General features: G+C 67.0%; 15 protein-coding genes. 10 read left to right on the forward strand and 5 right to left on the reverse strand.

Going from position 1 to position 16,082, the window contains the following annotated elements; all coding sequences use genetic code 11:
* The first annotated feature begins 208 nt into the window (after nucleotides 1–208).
* Entirely contained in the window at nucleotides 209–2,125 is a 1,917-nt protein-coding gene (locus tag KF892_01370; GenBank protein MBX3623634.1) for a diguanylate cyclase, read from the forward strand.
* Here the strand turns inward: KF892_01370 and KF892_01375 are convergent, their stop codons facing one another.
* From KF892_01375 to KF892_01385, 3 genes are read right to left on the reverse strand one after another with little or no spacing between them, the layout of a single operon-like run.
* Nucleotides 2,126–3,535 (reverse strand): HlyD family type I secretion periplasmic adaptor subunit, encoded by a 1,410-nt coding sequence (locus KF892_01375; protein MBX3623635.1) that lies wholly within the window; start codon nucleotides 3,533–3,535, stop codon nucleotides 2,126–2,128.
* Nucleotides 3,536–3,573: 38 nt separating this feature from the next.
* On the reverse strand, nucleotides 3,574–5,790 hold the full coding sequence (locus tag KF892_01380) for a type I secretion system permease/ATPase (protein MBX3623636.1): 2,217 nt from the start codon (nucleotides 5,788–5,790) through the stop codon (nucleotides 3,574–3,576).
* Nucleotides 5,791–5,808: 18 nt separating this feature from the next.
* Nucleotides 5,809–6,354 carry an NUDIX hydrolase gene (locus tag KF892_01385; protein ID MBX3623637.1) on the reverse strand — a complete coding sequence of 182 codons (546 nt, stop codon included), beginning with the start codon at nucleotides 6,352–6,354 and terminating at the stop codon, nucleotides 5,809–5,811.
* A 99-nt stretch (nucleotides 6,355–6,453) separates the two neighbouring features.
* Between KF892_01385 and KF892_01390 the strand changes: the two genes are divergently transcribed.
* Genes KF892_01390 through KF892_01400 form a run of 3 tightly spaced genes read left to right on the forward strand, consistent with a single transcriptional unit; the run spans nucleotide 6,454 to nucleotide 8,562 of the window.
* Nucleotides 6,454–7,161: a fumarylacetoacetate hydrolase family protein gene (locus tag KF892_01390; protein MBX3623638.1), complete on the forward strand. Its 708-nt coding sequence runs from the start codon at nucleotides 6,454–6,456 to the stop codon at nucleotides 7,159–7,161.
* Nucleotides 7,161–7,805 (forward strand): maleylacetoacetate isomerase, encoded by a 645-nt coding sequence (gene maiA, locus KF892_01395; protein ID MBX3623639.1) that lies wholly within the window; start codon nucleotides 7,161–7,163, stop codon nucleotides 7,803–7,805. The genes KF892_01390 and maiA overlap by 1 nt, the downstream gene beginning before the upstream one ends.
* Nucleotides 7,789–8,562 carry a laccase domain-containing protein gene (locus tag KF892_01400; protein MBX3623640.1) on the forward strand — a complete coding sequence of 258 codons (774 nt, stop codon included), beginning with the start codon at nucleotides 7,789–7,791 and terminating at the stop codon, nucleotides 8,560–8,562. Before maiA ends, KF892_01400 begins: the two co-directional genes overlap by 17 nt.
* Here KF892_01400 and KF892_01405 read toward each other — a convergent pair.
* A complete protein-coding gene (locus tag KF892_01405) occupies nucleotides 8,494–8,763 on the reverse strand; it encodes a hypothetical protein (protein ID MBX3623641.1) in 270 nt (89 codons plus the stop codon). The genes KF892_01400 and KF892_01405 overlap by 69 nt on opposite strands.
* Nucleotides 8,764–8,873: 110 nt before the next feature.
* Between KF892_01405 and phaC the strand changes: the two genes are divergently transcribed.
* The 5 genes from phaC (at nucleotide 8,874) to KF892_01430 (ending at nucleotide 14,372) form a co-directional block, all read left to right on the forward strand.
* Entirely contained in the window at nucleotides 8,874–10,592 is a 1,719-nt protein-coding gene (phaC, locus tag KF892_01410) for a class I poly(R)-hydroxyalkanoic acid synthase (protein MBX3623642.1), read from the forward strand.
* A gap of 79 nt (nucleotides 10,593–10,671) precedes the next feature.
* Nucleotides 10,672–11,850 (forward strand): acetyl-CoA C-acetyltransferase, encoded by a 1,179-nt coding sequence (locus KF892_01415; protein MBX3623643.1) that lies wholly within the window; start codon nucleotides 10,672–10,674, stop codon nucleotides 11,848–11,850.
* Between the two features lie 107 nt (nucleotides 11,851–11,957).
* The gene (phbB, locus tag KF892_01420; protein ID MBX3623644.1) at nucleotides 11,958–12,695 is read left to right on the forward strand and encodes an acetoacetyl-CoA reductase; all 738 of its coding nucleotides are present in this window, start codon (nucleotides 11,958–11,960) and stop codon (nucleotides 12,693–12,695) included.
* Nucleotides 12,695–13,483 carry a hypothetical protein gene (locus tag KF892_01425; GenBank protein MBX3623645.1) on the forward strand — a complete coding sequence of 263 codons (789 nt, stop codon included), beginning with the start codon at nucleotides 12,695–12,697 and terminating at the stop codon, nucleotides 13,481–13,483. Before phbB ends, KF892_01425 begins: the two co-directional genes overlap by 1 nt.
* The gene (locus KF892_01430; GenBank protein ID MBX3623646.1) at nucleotides 13,470–14,372 is read left to right on the forward strand and encodes a pseudouridine synthase; all 903 of its coding nucleotides are present in this window, start codon (nucleotides 13,470–13,472) and stop codon (nucleotides 14,370–14,372) included. The genes KF892_01425 and KF892_01430 overlap by 14 nt, the downstream gene beginning before the upstream one ends.
* On the opposite strand, the gene psd is transcribed toward KF892_01430, so the two are convergent.
* Nucleotides 14,354–15,220: a phosphatidylserine decarboxylase gene (gene psd, locus KF892_01435; GenBank protein ID MBX3623647.1), complete on the reverse strand. Its 867-nt coding sequence runs from the start codon at nucleotides 15,218–15,220 to the stop codon at nucleotides 14,354–14,356. The two genes, KF892_01430 and psd, sit on opposite strands and share 19 nt — an antisense overlap.
* Before the next feature lie 256 nt (nucleotides 15,221–15,476).
* Between psd and ahpC the strand changes: the two genes are divergently transcribed.
* Nucleotides 15,477–16,040, forward strand: coding sequence for a peroxiredoxin (gene ahpC / locus KF892_01440; protein MBX3623648.1), 564 nt, complete (start codon nucleotides 15,477–15,479; stop codon nucleotides 16,038–16,040).
* The last annotated feature ends 42 nt before the right edge of the window (nucleotides 16,041–16,082 follow it).

Genomic DNA, 16,082 nt, shown 5'->3' on the forward strand with positions numbered 1-16,082 from the left:
AAACTTGAGGGGCGGGTTTTCGAGAGGAGTTGGAAACCGCCTGCAACGGACCTTGGGGTCGCGGGTCGATACCCAACGCGGGTAAGTCGTGAACTAGGAGCGCTTGTGCCAGCAAATTCGGCCGCGCGTGCTCCAAATCAGTGGGACCGGGCCGAAATCGCACTATCGTGTCTCGCAAAGACGCGCTCGACGCCGCCACCACAAGCCCATGAGTCTTCATCGTTACCGCTTGCCGCTGCTCCTGCTCGGGGCGGTGTGGGCGTTGCTCATGCCGGTGCTGGCGCAGGCGCTTGAAGTCGTGGTGAAGCCGGGCACGGTCTCGGTGCTGGCGCAGGAGGGCGTGGAGCTGCTCTTCGAGGAGGCCGGCGAGAAGCTCACGGCCGACCAGGTGATGGCGCCGGAGATGGCCGCTCGCTGGAAACCGCACGAGCGCTCGCGCATCAACATGCCCTCGTCGGGCCAGCCGGTCTGGGCTCGCTTCGACGTGCGCCTCGACGGCCCGCTCGACCGCGACTGGCTGCTCGCCATCGAATGGGTGCAGATCGAGACCATCGACCTGCACCAGTACGACCCCGCCACGCGGCAGTGGGTCAACCTGCAGGAAGCCGGCATCACCCGGTCGCACCAGTTGCGCGCGATCAAGGACCCGGCCACCGGCATGCCGATCGCCTTCGACCGCGCCCCCAAGCTCACGCTGCTGGTGCGGGCGCAGGCCCGCGGCCAGCTCATCCTGCCGATGCGGGTGTGGGATGCACAGCACTGGCAGGCGCGCCGCTACGACTTCGCGATGGGCTACGGGCTGCTGCTGGGCATCCTCGGTGTGATGTTCTTCTACAACCTGAGCCTGTACATCTTCACCCGAGAGCCGAGCTTCCGCACCTACTGCGGCTACCTGTTCTCGGTGATCGGCTACCAGCTGTGCGTCACCGGCTACGGCGCCCTCTACCTCTGGGGGCACGACAACTGGCTCAACCGATACGGCTACCCGCTGTTTGCGACGGCGAGCTTCTTCGCCGCCACCGTGTTCTTCCGGCGCTTCCTCGACCTGGCCCACGAGGCGCGGCATCTGAACCGCATGAACCAGGCGTTCATCGTGCTGTGGGCCGTGGTGCTCGCCACCGCCTTCATCAACGTGCCCATCCTCACCGGCGCCCTGCTCGCACTCGGCATGTTTCTGTCGGGCGCTGCCGGGATCTACACCGCGGCCTACCTGATGTGGCGCGGCAACGTGCTCGCGCGCTACATCCTCGTGGCCTGGAGCGCCATCATCGTCGGCACCTACATCACGACCTTCGGGATGATGGGCATCATCCCCAGCAACGATTGGGTGAATGCCGCGCAGCCGATCGGATTCATCATCGAGACGGTGCTGCTGTCGATCGCGCTGGCCGCGCGCATCAAGCGTGACCGCGAGTTGAAGCTGGCCGCCGAGCGCGAGTCGCGCGAGTTGACGCAGAAGGTGCAGCAGGAGCGCGACGAGAAGCTGCGCGCCCAGGAGCACGCGCTGGCCGTGCAGCTCAAGGCCAACGAGGAGCTGGAGCTGCGCGTGATCGACCGCACCGCTGAACTCAAGCGGGCGATGGAAAACATCGAGCTCGCCAACCGCGAGCTTGCCAAGCTCAGCGTGACGGACGCGCTCACCAAGGTGCACAACCGCCGCTATTTCGACGAGACCATGAAGAAGGAGTACGACCGCTCCTCGCGCAGCGGCAGCCCGCTCGCGCTGCTCCTGGTCGACATCGACTACTTCAAGAAGATCAACGACAGCGTGGGCCACCTCGGCGGCGACGAATGCCTGAAGCTCGTGGCCGCCGCGCTCACCATGTGCGTGGGCCGCTCCACCGACCTGGTGGCCCGCTACGGTGGCGAGGAGTTCGCCGTGGTGCTGCCCGGCGTCGACGCGGCCCATGCGATGGACGTGGCCGAGCGCATCCGCAAGGCGGTGGAAGACATCCAGTTCATCTACCGCGGCCGGCGCGTGCCGGTCAGCGTCAGCCTGGGTGTCGTGGCGAGGGTGGCCGACGCGAGCCGGCCGCTGTCGGAGTTCATCCGCGAAGCCGACCAGGCGCTGTATGGCGCCAAGGGCGCCGGGCGCAACCGCGCGATGCTCGCGGAAGCAGCTTGATCAGCGTTCGCGCAGGGCGTATGCCTTGACCTTCAAGACCGGCTTCAGCAAGTAGGCCAGCACGGTCTTCTGGCCGGTGAGGATGTCGACCTCGGCCGTCATGCCCGGGATGATGGGCTGCTTCTCGCTGAAGTTCGCCCGCTCGGTGCGCACGCGCACGAGGTAGTAGGCGTTGCCGCGCTCGTCGACCACGGTGTCGGGGCTGATGTTCTCGACCTTCGCTTCGAGACCGCCGTAGATGGAGAAGTCGTAGGCGGTGAACTTCACCGTGGCGCTCTGCTCGGGGCGGATGAAGGCGATGTCTTTCGGCGCCACGCGGGCTTCGAGCACGAGCTGGTCGTCGAGCGGCACGATCTCCACGATGTCCTTGCCCGGCTGCACCACGCCGCCGACCGTGTTGGCGAGCAGGCGCTGCACCCGCCCGCGCACCGGCGACTTCACCTGCGACTTGGCCACCTTGTCGGAGAGGGCCACCTGGCCCTCGTTGAGCGCATTGAGCTTGCCCACCACCTCGGCCAGCTCCTTGCGGGCCTCGTTGCGGAAGGTGATCTCGGTTTCCTGGATCTTGCGCTGCGCTTCGCCGATGGCGGCCTGCACGCGGGCGATCTGGGCGGTGGCGCCGTCAGCGTCGCCGCGGGCCTTCGCCACTTCGCGCTCCAGCCGAATGATCTCGACCTCGGACACCGCACCCGTTGCCAGCAAGGGCTTGGTCTTCGCCAGCTCCTGCACGCCCAGCTCGAGGGCGCGCTCGGCGGTGCTCTTGCGCGAGCGCATCTCGCTCAGCTCCTGCTGCCGCTGCTGCAGCTGCTGGTTGTTGATCGACAGCAGCGTCGACAGCTCGGTGCGCTTGGCCTCGTAGAGCGCCTGCTCGCCTTGCAGGATACGGATCTCTTCCGGGTCGTTGCTCTTGGGCGGTTTGAACTCCGAGCCGTCGGCCAGCGCCTGCAGCCGGGCCTGCCGGGCCCGCAGCGCGAAGCCGGTGGCGGCGCTCTCGCGCACGCCCGAGGTGGCGCGGGTTTCGTCGACCTTCAGCAGCAGCTGGCCGGCTTCGACCACCTGGCCTTCCTTGACCAGGATCTCCGACACCACGCCGCCGTCGAGCGACTGCAGCACCTGCAGCTGCCGCGACGGGATGACCCGGCCTTCGCCGCGTGTCACCTCATCGACCGGTGCCAGACCCGCCCACAGCAGGAGCAGCAGCATCACCACCACCGAGGCTCGCACGATCTTCTGCGCCCGCTGCGTCTCGCGGCGCGACATCACTTCCACCGCTTCCTGCTCGAAGCTGCGGAACCCCGCCTGCGCAGCCTGCGCGTCGGTGGCGGCCGAGCCGAAGATGCGATCGGTGACGGGCGCGATGAGGATGCGGATGCGCTCCAGCAGTGCGAGCAGCTTGCGGCCCGCATTCATGAGCAGGTGGTTGAGCTTGCCTTCCGGTTGCGTCGTGCTCATGCTGCTCGCGCAATGCGCCCGCTCTGAAGAGCTTCCATGATGCGGTCGCGCGGCCCGTCGGCCACGATCTTGCCGGCATCGATCACGATCACGCGCGTCACCATCGCCAGCAACGAGGTGCGGTGCGTCACCAGCACCACGGTCTTGTTGTGGGCGAAGTGGGTGATGTTCTGGGTGATCTGGGCCTCGGTGGTGAAGTCCATCGCACTGGTGGGCTCGTCGAGCAGCAGCAGCGGGGCGTTGTGCAGCACTGCGCGGGCCAGGCCCACGCTCTGGCGCTGGCCGCCCGAGAGCGACTCGCCGCGCTCGCCCACCGGCATGTCGAAGCCGCGCGGGTGGCGGTTGACGAAGTTGGCCATGCCCGCGAGTTCGGCTGCGGCGAGCACGGCGGAATCGTCGGCATAGGGCAGGCCGAAGGTGATGTTGTCGCGCAGGGTGCCGTAGAAGAGCGTCACGTCTTGCGAGACGTAGCCGAGGTTGCGGCGCACGTCGGCCGGGTCGAGCTGGCGCAGGTCGATGCCGTCGAGCAGCACGGCGCCTTCGGTGGGCTGGTACAGGCCCATGATGAGCCGCTGGATGGTCGACTTGCCCGAGCCCACCTTGCCGATCAGCGCCACGCGCTCGCCGGCGGTGATCTTGAAGCTCAGGCCTTCGAGCGCTGAATCCTGCCGGTTCGGGTAGGCGAACTTGACGTTGCGGAACTCGATGTCGCCGCGCAGCTGCGGGCGCTGGATGAAGTTGCCGCCCTCCGGCCGCTCGACCGGCTTTTCCATGATCTTGTCGAGCGACTCCATCGCGGTGCGAGCGCCCTGGTACTGCATCAAGAGGCCCACGATCTGGCTGGCGGGCCCAAGCGCGCGGCCGGCGAGCATGCTGGCGGCGATCAGCGCGCCCATCGTCAGCTCGCGCTGGCCGATGAGGTAGACGCCGATGATCACGATGGCCACCGTGACCGCCTGCGACAGCCAGCCCACCAGATATTGAGCCGACGACGACAGCGCCCGCATGCGCACGTTGATGCGCGAGAGGAACTGGTTGGCGCGCTCCCAGCGCGCCTGGATCACGCCTTCGGCGCCGAGCGACTTGATGGTCTCGATGCCGGTCAGGCTCTCGATCAGCGTGGCGTTGCGCTGGGCCGAGGCCTGGTAGGTGGTCTGCGACAGTTCGTGCAGCCGGAACTGCAGCACGTAGCCGAGGATGAGGATGATCGAGAAGGCCACCACCACCGGCACCGCCAGCCACGGCGAGATCCACGCGGTGACGACGATGAAGATCAGCGCGAAGGGCAGGTCGATCAGCGTGGTGACGGTGGAGGAGGCGATGAAGTCGCGCACCTGCTCGAAGCCGCGCAGGTTGGAGGCAAACGACCCCACCGACTCGGGCCGGTTTTCCAGCCGCATGCCGAGCACCTTTTCCATCAGCGTGGCCGAGATCTTCACGTCGACCCGGGCGCTGGCCTCGTCGACGAAGTGGCTGCGCAAGAGGCGCATGAACACGTCGCCGCACATGATGAGCACCACGCCGATGGAGAGCGCCCACAGCGTCTCGGTCGCGTTGTTGGGCACCACGCGGTCGTAGACGTTCATGCTGAACATCGGGAAGACGATCGCAAAGAGGTTGACCAGCAGCGCGGCCCAGAGCACGTCGCGGTAGACGAAGCGCTGCTCCAGCAGCGCTGTCCAGAACCAGTGCTTGACCTTCACGCGCCGCATCTCGGGCGTGCGTGCGTCGAAGCGGAAATGCGGCCGCACGAAGAGCACCACGCCGGTGTAGCGCGCCTGCAGTTCGGTGCGGTTGAGGGTGACCGAACCCTGGCCCGTCTCGGGCAGCAGCACGCGGGCGGTGGCGCCGTCGGCGTCCCAGCCCATCAGCACGCAGGCCTGGTTGTCTTTGAGGATGAGGATGACGGGCAGGGCGGCAGAGTCGATGCGGTCGAGCGCCAGGCGCTGCAGCTTGGCCGACATGCCGGCGCGCGAGGCGGCGCGCTCGGCGAGTTCCAGCGTCAGCACGCCCTTGCCGTTGGGCCCGAGCGGCAGGCCGGCCGAGAGCGAGGCCCGGGACGCCGCCTGGCCGTGCAGCCGGCACAGCTCGACCAGGCAGTCGAGCAGCGGGTCGGGGTTGATCAGGTCTTCACGCAGATGAGTCGTCGCGCCGTGCGCCGCGGCGGAGGGCACGGCGGGTTTGGGTGGGGCTTGACCTGGCGTTTGCGTCATTGCGTGTTGAACGGGCCCTTAACCGATATCGGCGCAATGTAGTCCGAATTGACCCGTGCGGCGGTCTTCGAAGTAGTGGCGCAGGGTTTCCCTTACCGTGCGGAAGGCGAGTTCTTCCCAGGGCACCTCGTCTTCGCTGAAGAGCCGGGCCTCGATGGTCTCGGGGCCGGGGGCGAAGTCGGTGTCGAGCAGGCGGGCGCGGTAGAAGAAATGCACCTGGCCGACCCGGGCCACGTTGAGCAGGGTGAAGAGCCCTTGCAGCTCGACCCGGGCGCCGGCTTCTTCCTCCGTCTCGCGCAGGGCGCCTTGCTCGGTGGTCTCGGCCAGCTCCATGAAGCCGGCCGGGAGCGTCCAGTAGCCGTGGCGCGGCTCGATGTTGCGGCGGCACAGCAGCACCTGGTCGCCCCACACGGGCAAGGTGCCCACCACGTTGAGCGGGTTCTCGTAGTGGACGATGTGGCAGGCGGTGCAGGTCGCACGCTCGCGGTTGTCGTCGGCCGGCGTGCGGTATTCGACCTTCGATCCGCAGGCCTTGCAGAATTTGTAGCTGCGGGGTTGGAACATGAGAGTCAGTTTAGGGGATGTGGGAAAGACGCATATCTCGCGGCCATGCTGCGTGGCATCATGGTTCGCATCCCCTTGGCTGCCTGGAGTTCGCGCGCAATGAGCTTTGTGATCACCGCCCCGAAGTTGCCGTCCGTACCTGTGGTGGGGGCTGGTCCGGCGGCCGAGTTTCCGGTGCACCGCATCTACTGCGTCGGCCGCAATTACGTGGACCACGCCATCGAGATGGGCCACAGCGGGCGCGAGCCGCCGTTCTTCTTCTTGAAGCCCGCCGACGCGGTGCTGCCGGTGGCCGAAGGCCAGACCGGCGAGATGCCGTACCCGAGCCTCACGCGCGACCTGCACCACGAGGTGGAGCTGGTGGTGGCCATCGGCAAGGGCGGGCGCGACATCCCGGCCGCTAGTGCGCTCGACCATGTGTACGGCTACGCCGTCGGCCTCGACATGACCCGCCGCGACCTGCAGGGGGAGGCCAAGAAGCAGGGCCGGCCGTGGTGCAGCGGCAAGGGCTTCGACCGCTCGGCGCCCATCGGCCACATCCGCCCGGCGGCGCAGTGTTATCTCAACGCGGCCACGCGCATCGCACTCGACGTGAACGGCGCCACGCGCCAGCAGAGCGTGATCGGCAAGCTGATCTGGAGCGTGCCCGAGGTGATCGAGCAGCTGTCGAAAGGCTGGGAGCTGGCCCCGGGCGACCTCATCTACACCGGCACGCCCGAAGGCGTGGCGGCGGTGCTGGAAGGCGACCTGCTGCAGGCGAGCATCGACGGTGTCGGCTCGCTGTCGCTCAAGATCGTGAGCGATTGATGCAGCTCTACAGCTACTTCAGGAGTTCGGCCTCGTTCCGGGTGCGCATCGCCCTCGAGCTGAAGGGCCTGCCCTACGACTACGTGCCGGTGCACCTGGTCAAGAACGAGCAGCTGAAGGCGCCTTTCACCGGCGTGTCGCCGTCGCGGCTGGTGCCCATCCTGAAAGACGACGAAGCGCTGGTGACGCAGTCGATCGCCATCATCGAATACCTCGACGAGACCCACCCCGAGCCCCCGCTGATGCCGGCTGACCCGCTGGGCCGGGCGCGGGTGCGGGCGCTCTCGCTCGACATCGCCTGCGAGATCCACCCGCTCAACAACCTGCGCGTGCTGCGCCACCTCGTGAACGAGCTCAAGGTCAGCGAAGACGACAAGAACCGCTGGTACCGCCATTGGGTCGAGACCGGGCTTGAAACCGTCGAGCGCCAGCTCGCCGGCCACCCGTCGACTGGCCGCTTCTGCCACGGCGACACACCCACGATGGCCGATGCGCTGCTCGTGCCGCAGATCTTCAACGCACGGCGCTTCGAGTGCCGGCTCGACCACCTGCCCACGGTGCAGAAGGTGTTCGACGCCTGCATGCAGCACCCGGCCTTCGTCAGAGCCCAACCCTCGGCCTGCCCCGATGCCGATGCACCCTGACTGGCTGCAGCCGGCCTTCGGCATGCCTGGCGTGCAGGCGGTGATGACCACCCGGGCCGGTGGCGGAAGCAGGGCCCCGTGGGACAGCATGAACGTCGGCCTCGCGGTCGACGACGACCCGGTGCAGGTCGCGCGCAACCGCGCGCTGCTGCAGGAGGCGACGGGCGCCGACCTCGTCTTCCTGAAGCAGGTGCACGGCACGCGCGTGCTGCGGCTCACCCGCGAGCACCTCACCGCGCCGGTGGTGGAGGCCGATGCCTGCGTCAGCACCGAGCCGGGCCTGGCCTGCGTGGTCCAGGTTGCCGATTGCCTGCCGGTGCTGATGGCGGCGCCGGGCGGCGTGGCCGCGGCGCATGCGGGCTGGCGCGGCCTGGCCGGCGGGGTGATCGAAGCGGCGCTCTGCGATTTGTGCAAGGCCACCGGCTGCCAGCCCGCCGAGGTCGTATGCTGGCTCGGGGCTTGCATAGGCCCCGATGCATTCGAAGTGGGAGCCGATGTCCTCGAAGGTTTTGGAGTTCAGAGCACGGGCGCAGACCCGGCACGTTTCAAGCCCTTGCCCGACCGGCCGCGTGGGGGCAAGTGGCTCGCCAACCTGCCGCAACTGGCGCGCGACCGGCTGGCCGCGGCCGGGGTCACGCAGGTGTCGGGCGGCACGTGGTGCACGGTCCTCGATCAAGTGGACGGCCGTTCACGTTTCTTCTCGTTTCGGCGCGACCGCGTCACCGGCCGCATGGCCGCTGGCATCTGGCGCCGCTGACGCCCGCTCCGCCGCCTCGGCCGCGAGCCGCGCCCGCCGCCGCGAGGGTGCGCCCATCACGTACAGCACGATGGACAGCGGCAAGAGCCCATACAGCAGCAGCGTGACCAGCGCACCCAGCACGCTGCCCACCGGGCTCATGGCCTCCGCAGCCGACATACACAAAACCACGAACATCCAACCGATGGCGACGAGATACATTTCGCTCCCGCTTACGAGTCAACTCATGCGTCAGGTCATGACAAAGACCCCATGACCGGCGCACACTTTACGTTCGCAATGCGTTGGCAACCCGAGCCGCAAGGAGAGACATGAAGACCACGACCCGAGCCGCCTCCAAAGCCGCGGCATCCCCTGCCGAGACCACGACCGAAGCCGCACAGGCCTTCGGCGCCACCGTCGGGGAGATGGTCAAGTCGATGTCGTCCTTGAGCGTGCCGATCCCGGTGCTGAGCCAGTTGCAGAGCGACTACGTGCAGTCGGCCACCGAACTCTGGAACAAATGGGTCGAAGCGCCCAACGGGGCCAAGCTCGCGCCGCAAGGCGACAAGCGCTTCGCCGACCCGTCGTGGGCCGAGAACCCGATGGCCGCCTTCACCGCGCAGATGTACCTGCTGAACGCGCAGACCCTGGCCCGGCTCGCCGACAACGTGCAGGGCGACAGCAAGACCCGCCAGCGCCTGCGCTTTGCCGTGCAGCAGTGGATCGCGGCGTCGTCGCCGAGCAACTACCTCGCGCTCAACCCCGAGGCGATGTCGCGCGCGCTCAAGACCAAGGGCGAGAGCATCGCCCAGGGCATTCAGCAGCTGTGGGGCGACGTGCAGCAGGGGCACCTGTCGCAGACCGACGAGCGGGTGTTCGAGGTGGGCCGCAACGTGGCGGTGACGCCCGGCGACGTGGTGTTCGAGAACGAGCTCTTCCAGCTCATCGAATACAAGCCCACCACCAAGACGGTCTACGAGCGGCCGCTGCTGATGGTGCCGCCGTGCATCAACAAGTACTACATCCTCGACCTGCAGCCCGAGAACTCGCTGATCCGCCACGCGGTCGCGCAGGGCCACCGGGTGTTCGTGATGAGCTGGCGCAACCCCGACGACAGCCTGGCCAAGAAGACCTGGGACGACTACGTCGAAGAAGGGCCGCTCACCGCCATCAAGGTCGTGCAGGAGATCTCGGGCGCCAAGACGATCAACACGCTTGGCTTCTGCGTGGGCGGCACGCTGCTGGGCACGGCGCTGGCCGTGCTGGCGGCCCGTGGCCAGAAGCCGGCGCAGAGCGTCACGCTGCTCACCACCTTCCTCGATTTCTCGGACACCGGCGTGCTCGACCTCTTCGTCGACGAAGCCATGGTGCAGGTGCGCGAGATGACGCTCGGCCCCGACAGCCCTGGTGGCGGCACACTGCTCAAGGGCCAGGAGCTGGCGTCGACCTTCAGCGCGCTGCGCCCGAACGACCTCGTGTGGAACTATGTGGTCGGCAACTACCTCAAGGGCGAGACGCCGCCGCCCTTCGACCTGCTGTACTGGAACAGCGACAGCACCAACCTGCCGGGCCCGATGTACTGCTGGTACCTGCGCAACACCTACCTCGAGAACAACCTTGCCAAGCCCGGCAAGGTGACGACCTGCGGCACGCCGGTCGACTTGACCAAGATCGACGCGCCGGTCTACGTCTACGGCTCGAAGGAAGACCACATCGTCCCGTGGGACGGCGCCTACCGCAACACCCAGGTGCTCAAGGGCGCGAAGTGCCGCTTCGTGCTCGGGGCCTCGGGCCACATCGCCGGCGTCATCAACCCGCCCGAGAAGAAGAAGCGCAGCTACTGGGTCGGCTCGACCGCCGCGCTGCCGCCCACCGAGACGGCCTGGTTCGAAAAGGCCAAGGAACACCCCGGCAGCTGGTGGCCCGACTGGGACGCCTGGCTCAAGGGCCACGCCGGCAAGCAGGTGGCTGCGCCCAAGTCGCCCGGCAACCGCACCTACAAACCCATCGAACCGGCCCCGGGCCGGTACGTGAAGCAGAAGGCTTGAGCCGCATCAAACGCGAGCCGGCCCCCCGTGATATCAACGCAGCGATCAACACAGCACCGTCGCCAACCAGGAGCACACCATGTCTGACATCGTCATCGTCGCAGCCGCCCGTACCGCCGTGGGCAAATTCGGTGGGAGCCTGGCCAAGGTGCCGGCGCCCGAACTTGGCGCCGCCGTGATCGCCGACCTGCTCAAGCGCGCCAAGCTCACCGGCGACCAGATCAGCGAGGTCGTGCTCGGCCAGGTGCTGACCGCCGGCTCGGGCCAGAACGCCGCCCGCCAGGCCGTGATCAAGAGCGGCCTGCCACAGGCCGTGCCGGCGCTGACCATCAACGCCGTCTGCGGCTCGGGCCTGAAGGCCGTGATGCTGGCCGCGCAGTCGATCCGCGACGGCGACACCGAGATCGTGATCGCGGGTGGTCAGGAGAACATGAGCATGGCGCCCCACGTGCTGCCCAACTCGCGCGACGGCCAGCGCATGGGTGACTGGAAGCTCGTCGACACCATGATCGTCGACGGCCTCTTCGACGTGTACAACCAGTACCACATGGGCATCACCGCCGAAAACGTGGCCAAGAAGTACGGCATCAGCCGTGAAGCGCAAGACGCGCTGGCCCTGGCCTCGCAGCAGAAGGCCGCCGCCGCTCAAGACGCCGGCAAGTTCAAGGACGAGATCGTGCCCTTCAGCATTCCGCAGAAGAAGGGTGACCCGATCGTCTTCGCGGCCGACGAGTTCATCAACCGCAAGACCAACGCCGAAGCGCTGGCCGGCTTGCGGCCGGCCTTCGACAAGGCCGGTGGCGTGACGGCCGGCAATGCCTCGGGCATCAACGACGGCGCCGCCGGCGTGGTCGTGATGAGCGCCAAGAAGGCCGACCAGCTCGGCCTCACGCCGCTCGCGCGCATCAAGAGCTTCGCCACCACAGCCCTCGACCCGGCACTGATGGGCATGGGCCCGGTCACTGCCTCGCAGAAGGCGCTGCAACGCGCGGGCTGGAAGCCGGCCGACCTCGACCTGCTCGAGATCAACGAGGCCTTCGCCGCACAGGCGTGCGCCGTCAACAACGAGATGGGCTGGGACACCAGCAAGGTGAACGTGAACGGTGGTGCGATCGCCATCGGGCACCCCATCGGTGCATCGGGCTGCCGCATCCTGGTGACGCTGCTGCACGAGATGCAGAAGCGCAACGCCAAGAAGGGCATCGCGAGCCTGTGCATCGGGGGTGGCATGGGCGTTGCACTGACCGTGGAACGCTGAAGCGCATTCGACGCGCGCTGCACGCACTGGATTGGTGGGAACCCGATTGACCCGTGCCCGGTGCAGCGCGACTCTAGAGATTCATACACAGCAGCAGGAGAAGAACAATGGCGAAGAAGATTGCATACGTCACCGGGGGCATGGGTGGCATCGGAACCACCATGTGCCAGCGTCTGTACAAGGATGGTTTCACCGTGGTGGCCGGGTGCGGCCCGAGCCGTGACTTCAAGAAGTGGCTCGATGAGCAGAAGGCGCTCGGCTTCGAGTTCCACGCCTCGGTGGGCAACGTGGGCGACTGGGACTCCACCGTCGCGGCCTTCCAGAAGACCAAGGCCGAAGTCGGCCCGATCGACGTGCTGGTCAACAACGCCGGCATCACGCGCGACGGCATGTTCCGCAAGATGAGCCGCGCCGACTGGGATGCGGTGATCGAGACCAACCTCACCAGCCTCTTCAACGTGACCAAGCAGGTCATCGACGACATGCTGGAAAAGGGCTGGGGCCGCATCATCAACATCTCGTCCGTCAACGGCGAGAAGGGTCAGTTCGGCCAGACCAACTACTCGGCGGCCAAGGCCGGCATGCACGGCTTCACGATGGCGCTGGCGCAGGAAGTGGCCAACAAGGGTGTGACGGTCAACACCGTGAGCCCGGGCTACATCGCCACCGACATGGTCAAGGCCATCCGCCAAGACGTGCTCGACAAGATCGTGGCCGGCATCCCAGTGAAGCGCCTGGGCACGCCGGAAGACATCGCGTCGATCGTGTCGTGGGTGGCGTCCGATGAATCCGGCTTCGCCACGGGGGCTGACTTCTCCGTCAACGGCGGCTTGCACATGGGCTGATGCCCATCGTCCATTCCTCGTTCTACAAGTTCGTTGCGCTCGACGACCCGGCTGCAGTCGCAGCCGGGTTGCGTGCGCTGGCGGGGCCCTTGCTGGGCAGTGTGCTCGTGGCGCACGAAGGCCTCAACGGCGTGCTCGCCGGGCCTGAGGAAGCGCTCGATGCTTTCGAGCGTGAACTGACCCGTGACCCCCGATTCGCTGGCATGGCCTTCAAGCGAAGCGCCTGCCGCACGCCACCGTTTGCGCGGCTGGCCGTGCATGTGAAACCCGAAGTGGTGTCAGTCGGCGTGCCCTATGCGCCGGCCGTGGGCACGCAGCGCACGCCGCAAGAGTGGCGCGAGCTGATCGCACGCGACGACGTGGTGGTGCTCGACAACCGCAACAGCTTTGAATATCGCCTCGGCCATTTCGCGGGCGCGGTCGACCCCGGCGTGACGAACTTTCGCGACTTCCCGCGCTACGTGGCCGAGCATGCGCCGCAGTGGAAGGCGGAAGGCAAGCAGGTCGCGATGTACTGCACGGGCGGCATCCGCTGCGAGAAAACGGCCGCGTGGATGCAGGACCTCGGCCTCACCGTGCACGAGCTGCAAGGCGGCATCCTCCACTACTTCCAGGCCATGCCCGACGCCGGGCGCGACTGGCAGGGCGAGTGCTTCGTCTTCGACAACCGCATCGCGCTCGACACCCATCTGCAGCAGACCGACACCACCGCCCAGCAGGTCTACGCCGACGAGCCCGACGGCGAATGGCGGCTCGCGCGGGCGAAGCGGCTGCATGAAGCCGTCTGAGCTGCCATTGCCGGTGCGCGATGGGGTGGGCCCGAGCTGTGTCGCTCTGCCGTCGGGTGGCTGGCCCACGATCGCAGCCTTCCTGATCGAGCGCTTTGACCGCATCGACGCGGCCACCTGGCGATCGCGCATCGACGCAGGCGAAGTGGTCGATGCTCGCGGCCAACGGGTACGTCACGACACACCCTACGAGCCGAACCTCAAGGTCTATTACTACCGCAGCCCGCCGGCCGAGCGGCCGTTCCCGCAACAGGAATCGGTGCTGTATCAAGACGACTGGATCGTCGTCGCCGACAAACCGCACTTCATGCCGGTGACACCTTCGGGCCGGCACCTGCACGAGACGCTGCTGGTACGTCTGAAGCGCAGGCTCGGCATCGACACGCTCGCACCCGTGCACCGCATCGACCGCGACACCGCCGGACTCGTGCTCTTCAGCGTGCAGCCGCAGACGCGAGGCGCTTACCAATCAGTGTTTCGCGAGCGCAGCGCCCGCAAGGTCTACGAGGCGATTGCGCCGCTGCGGCCCGATCTCGAATGGCCGATGACGCTGCGCAACCGGCTGGTCGACGGCGACAACTTCATGACCATGCGCGAGGAGCCTGGCGAGCCGAACAGCGAAACGCTGATCGAGCTGGTGGAGGCAAAGGGCGGCTTCGGCCGCTATCGCCTGCAACCGCTGAGCGGCAAGCGGCACCAGCTGCGGGTTCACATGGCGGGGCTGGGGCTCCCCTTGGTGAACGACGGGATCTACCCCGTGTTGCTGCCCGAGTGCGAGGTGCCGGACTTTGACAAGCCGCTGCAGCTCGTCGCGCGTGAACTGCAGTTCACCGACCCGGTGACGGGCGCGTCACGTTCGTTCGAGAGCGCTTACCGCTTGGCGCTGTAGTTCGCCATGACCTCGCCGAGGCGAATGGCACCACCGGGCTGCCACGCGCTGTTGAACGCGAGGTCGCCCTTGGGGAAGAGCATCACGACCGTCGAGCCGAGCAGGAAGCGGCCCATCTCCTCGCCTTGCTTGAGGAACACCGGCTTGTCGCCCGGGTTGGCGGGGTAGCGCCATTCGCGCACCTTCGTCACACGCGGCGGGTTCACCACCCCGTGCCACACGGTCGCCATGCTGCCGACGATGGTCGCGCCCACCAGCACCAGCACGAAGGGGCCGCGTGGGCCTTCGAACACGCACACCACGCGCTCGTTGCGCGCGAAAAGCCCGGGCACACCGCGCGCCGTGGTCGGGTTGACCGAAAACAGGTCGCCCGGCACGTGGATCATCCGTGTGAGCGTGCCGTCGCAGGGCATGTGGATGCGGTGGTAGTCGCGTGGGCTCAGGTAGAGCGTCGCGAAATGGCCGTCGTCGAACTGCGTGGCGAGGCCCGCGTCGCCACCGACGAGTGCGGTGGTGGTGTAGCGGTGGCCCTTGGCCTGGAAGATCAGGTCGCGTTCGATGGGGCCGAACTGGCTGATGGCGCCGTCGACCGGGCAGATCAGGTCGGCCTGCGCGATCGGCCGCGCGCCGGGCTTGAGCGCACGGGTGAAGAACTCGTTGAAGCTCGGGTAGCTCGCGATGTCGGGGTTGGCCGCCTCGCTCATGTCGACCTTGTAACGCTTCACGAACCACGCCACGAAATTCGTCGTCAACCGGCCCGCGCGGGCCGAGGCCCCTTTGCCGGCCAACGACGTTAGCGGGCCTTTGGGCAGCAGGTACTGGGGCAGAACGGCGAATCGGTCGGACACGGCAAACCTCGGCGGCGGTCGTCAAAGCGGGAGGCGGATTCTAGGCAGGCAGCGGGCGTGCCCGGGCGTTCGGCTTGCCGCGTGTTGCGGGCGAGGGTGCAGGGTGAATAGCTGTTTGCAATTGAGTGGCTTGATTTAATCAATTGGCTCAATGATGCGCTGCACCGTAACATCGACCCCGGTTCGACGCCTGGAGGCCGCTGCCGACAGGTCGTTCTGAAGCCTTTTCCACCCATCTCTCATCAGGAGGCGAACAATGTCCATCATCAACACGCAAGTCCCCGAGTTCAAGACCCAGGCTTTCCTCAACGGCAAGTTCATCGACGTCAGCAACGAAACGCTGAAGGGCAAGTGGTCCGTGCTGATCTTCATGCCGGCGGCCTTCACCTTCAACTGCCCGACGGAAGTGGAAGATGCTGCCGACAACTACGCCGAATTCCAGAAGCTCGGCGCCGAGGTCTACATCGTCACGACCGACACGCACTTCTCGCACAAGGTGTGGCACGAGACCTCGCCGGCCGTCGGCAAGGCGAAGTTCCCGCTGGTGGGCGACCCCACCCACACGCTGACCAACGCTTTCGGCGTGCACATCCCCGAAGAAGGCCTGGCCCTGCGCGGCACCTTCGTGATCAACCCCGAGGGCGTGATCAAGACGGCCGAAGTGCACTCGAACGAGATCGCCCGTGACGTGAAGGAAACGCTGCGCAAGCTGAAGGCAGCCCAGTACACCGCCGCCCACCCCGGCCAGGTCTGCCCGGCCAAGTGGAACGAAGGCGCCAAGACGATCACCCCGTCGCTCGACCTCGTTGGCAAGATCTAAGCGGTACCTGTTGTCCCTGTAGTACCGAGCCCGCCCGCGTGG

This window comes from Rhizobacter sp. (genome assembly GCA_019635355.1).
GTDB lineage: Bacteria > Pseudomonadota > Gammaproteobacteria > Burkholderiales > Burkholderiaceae_C > Rhizobacter.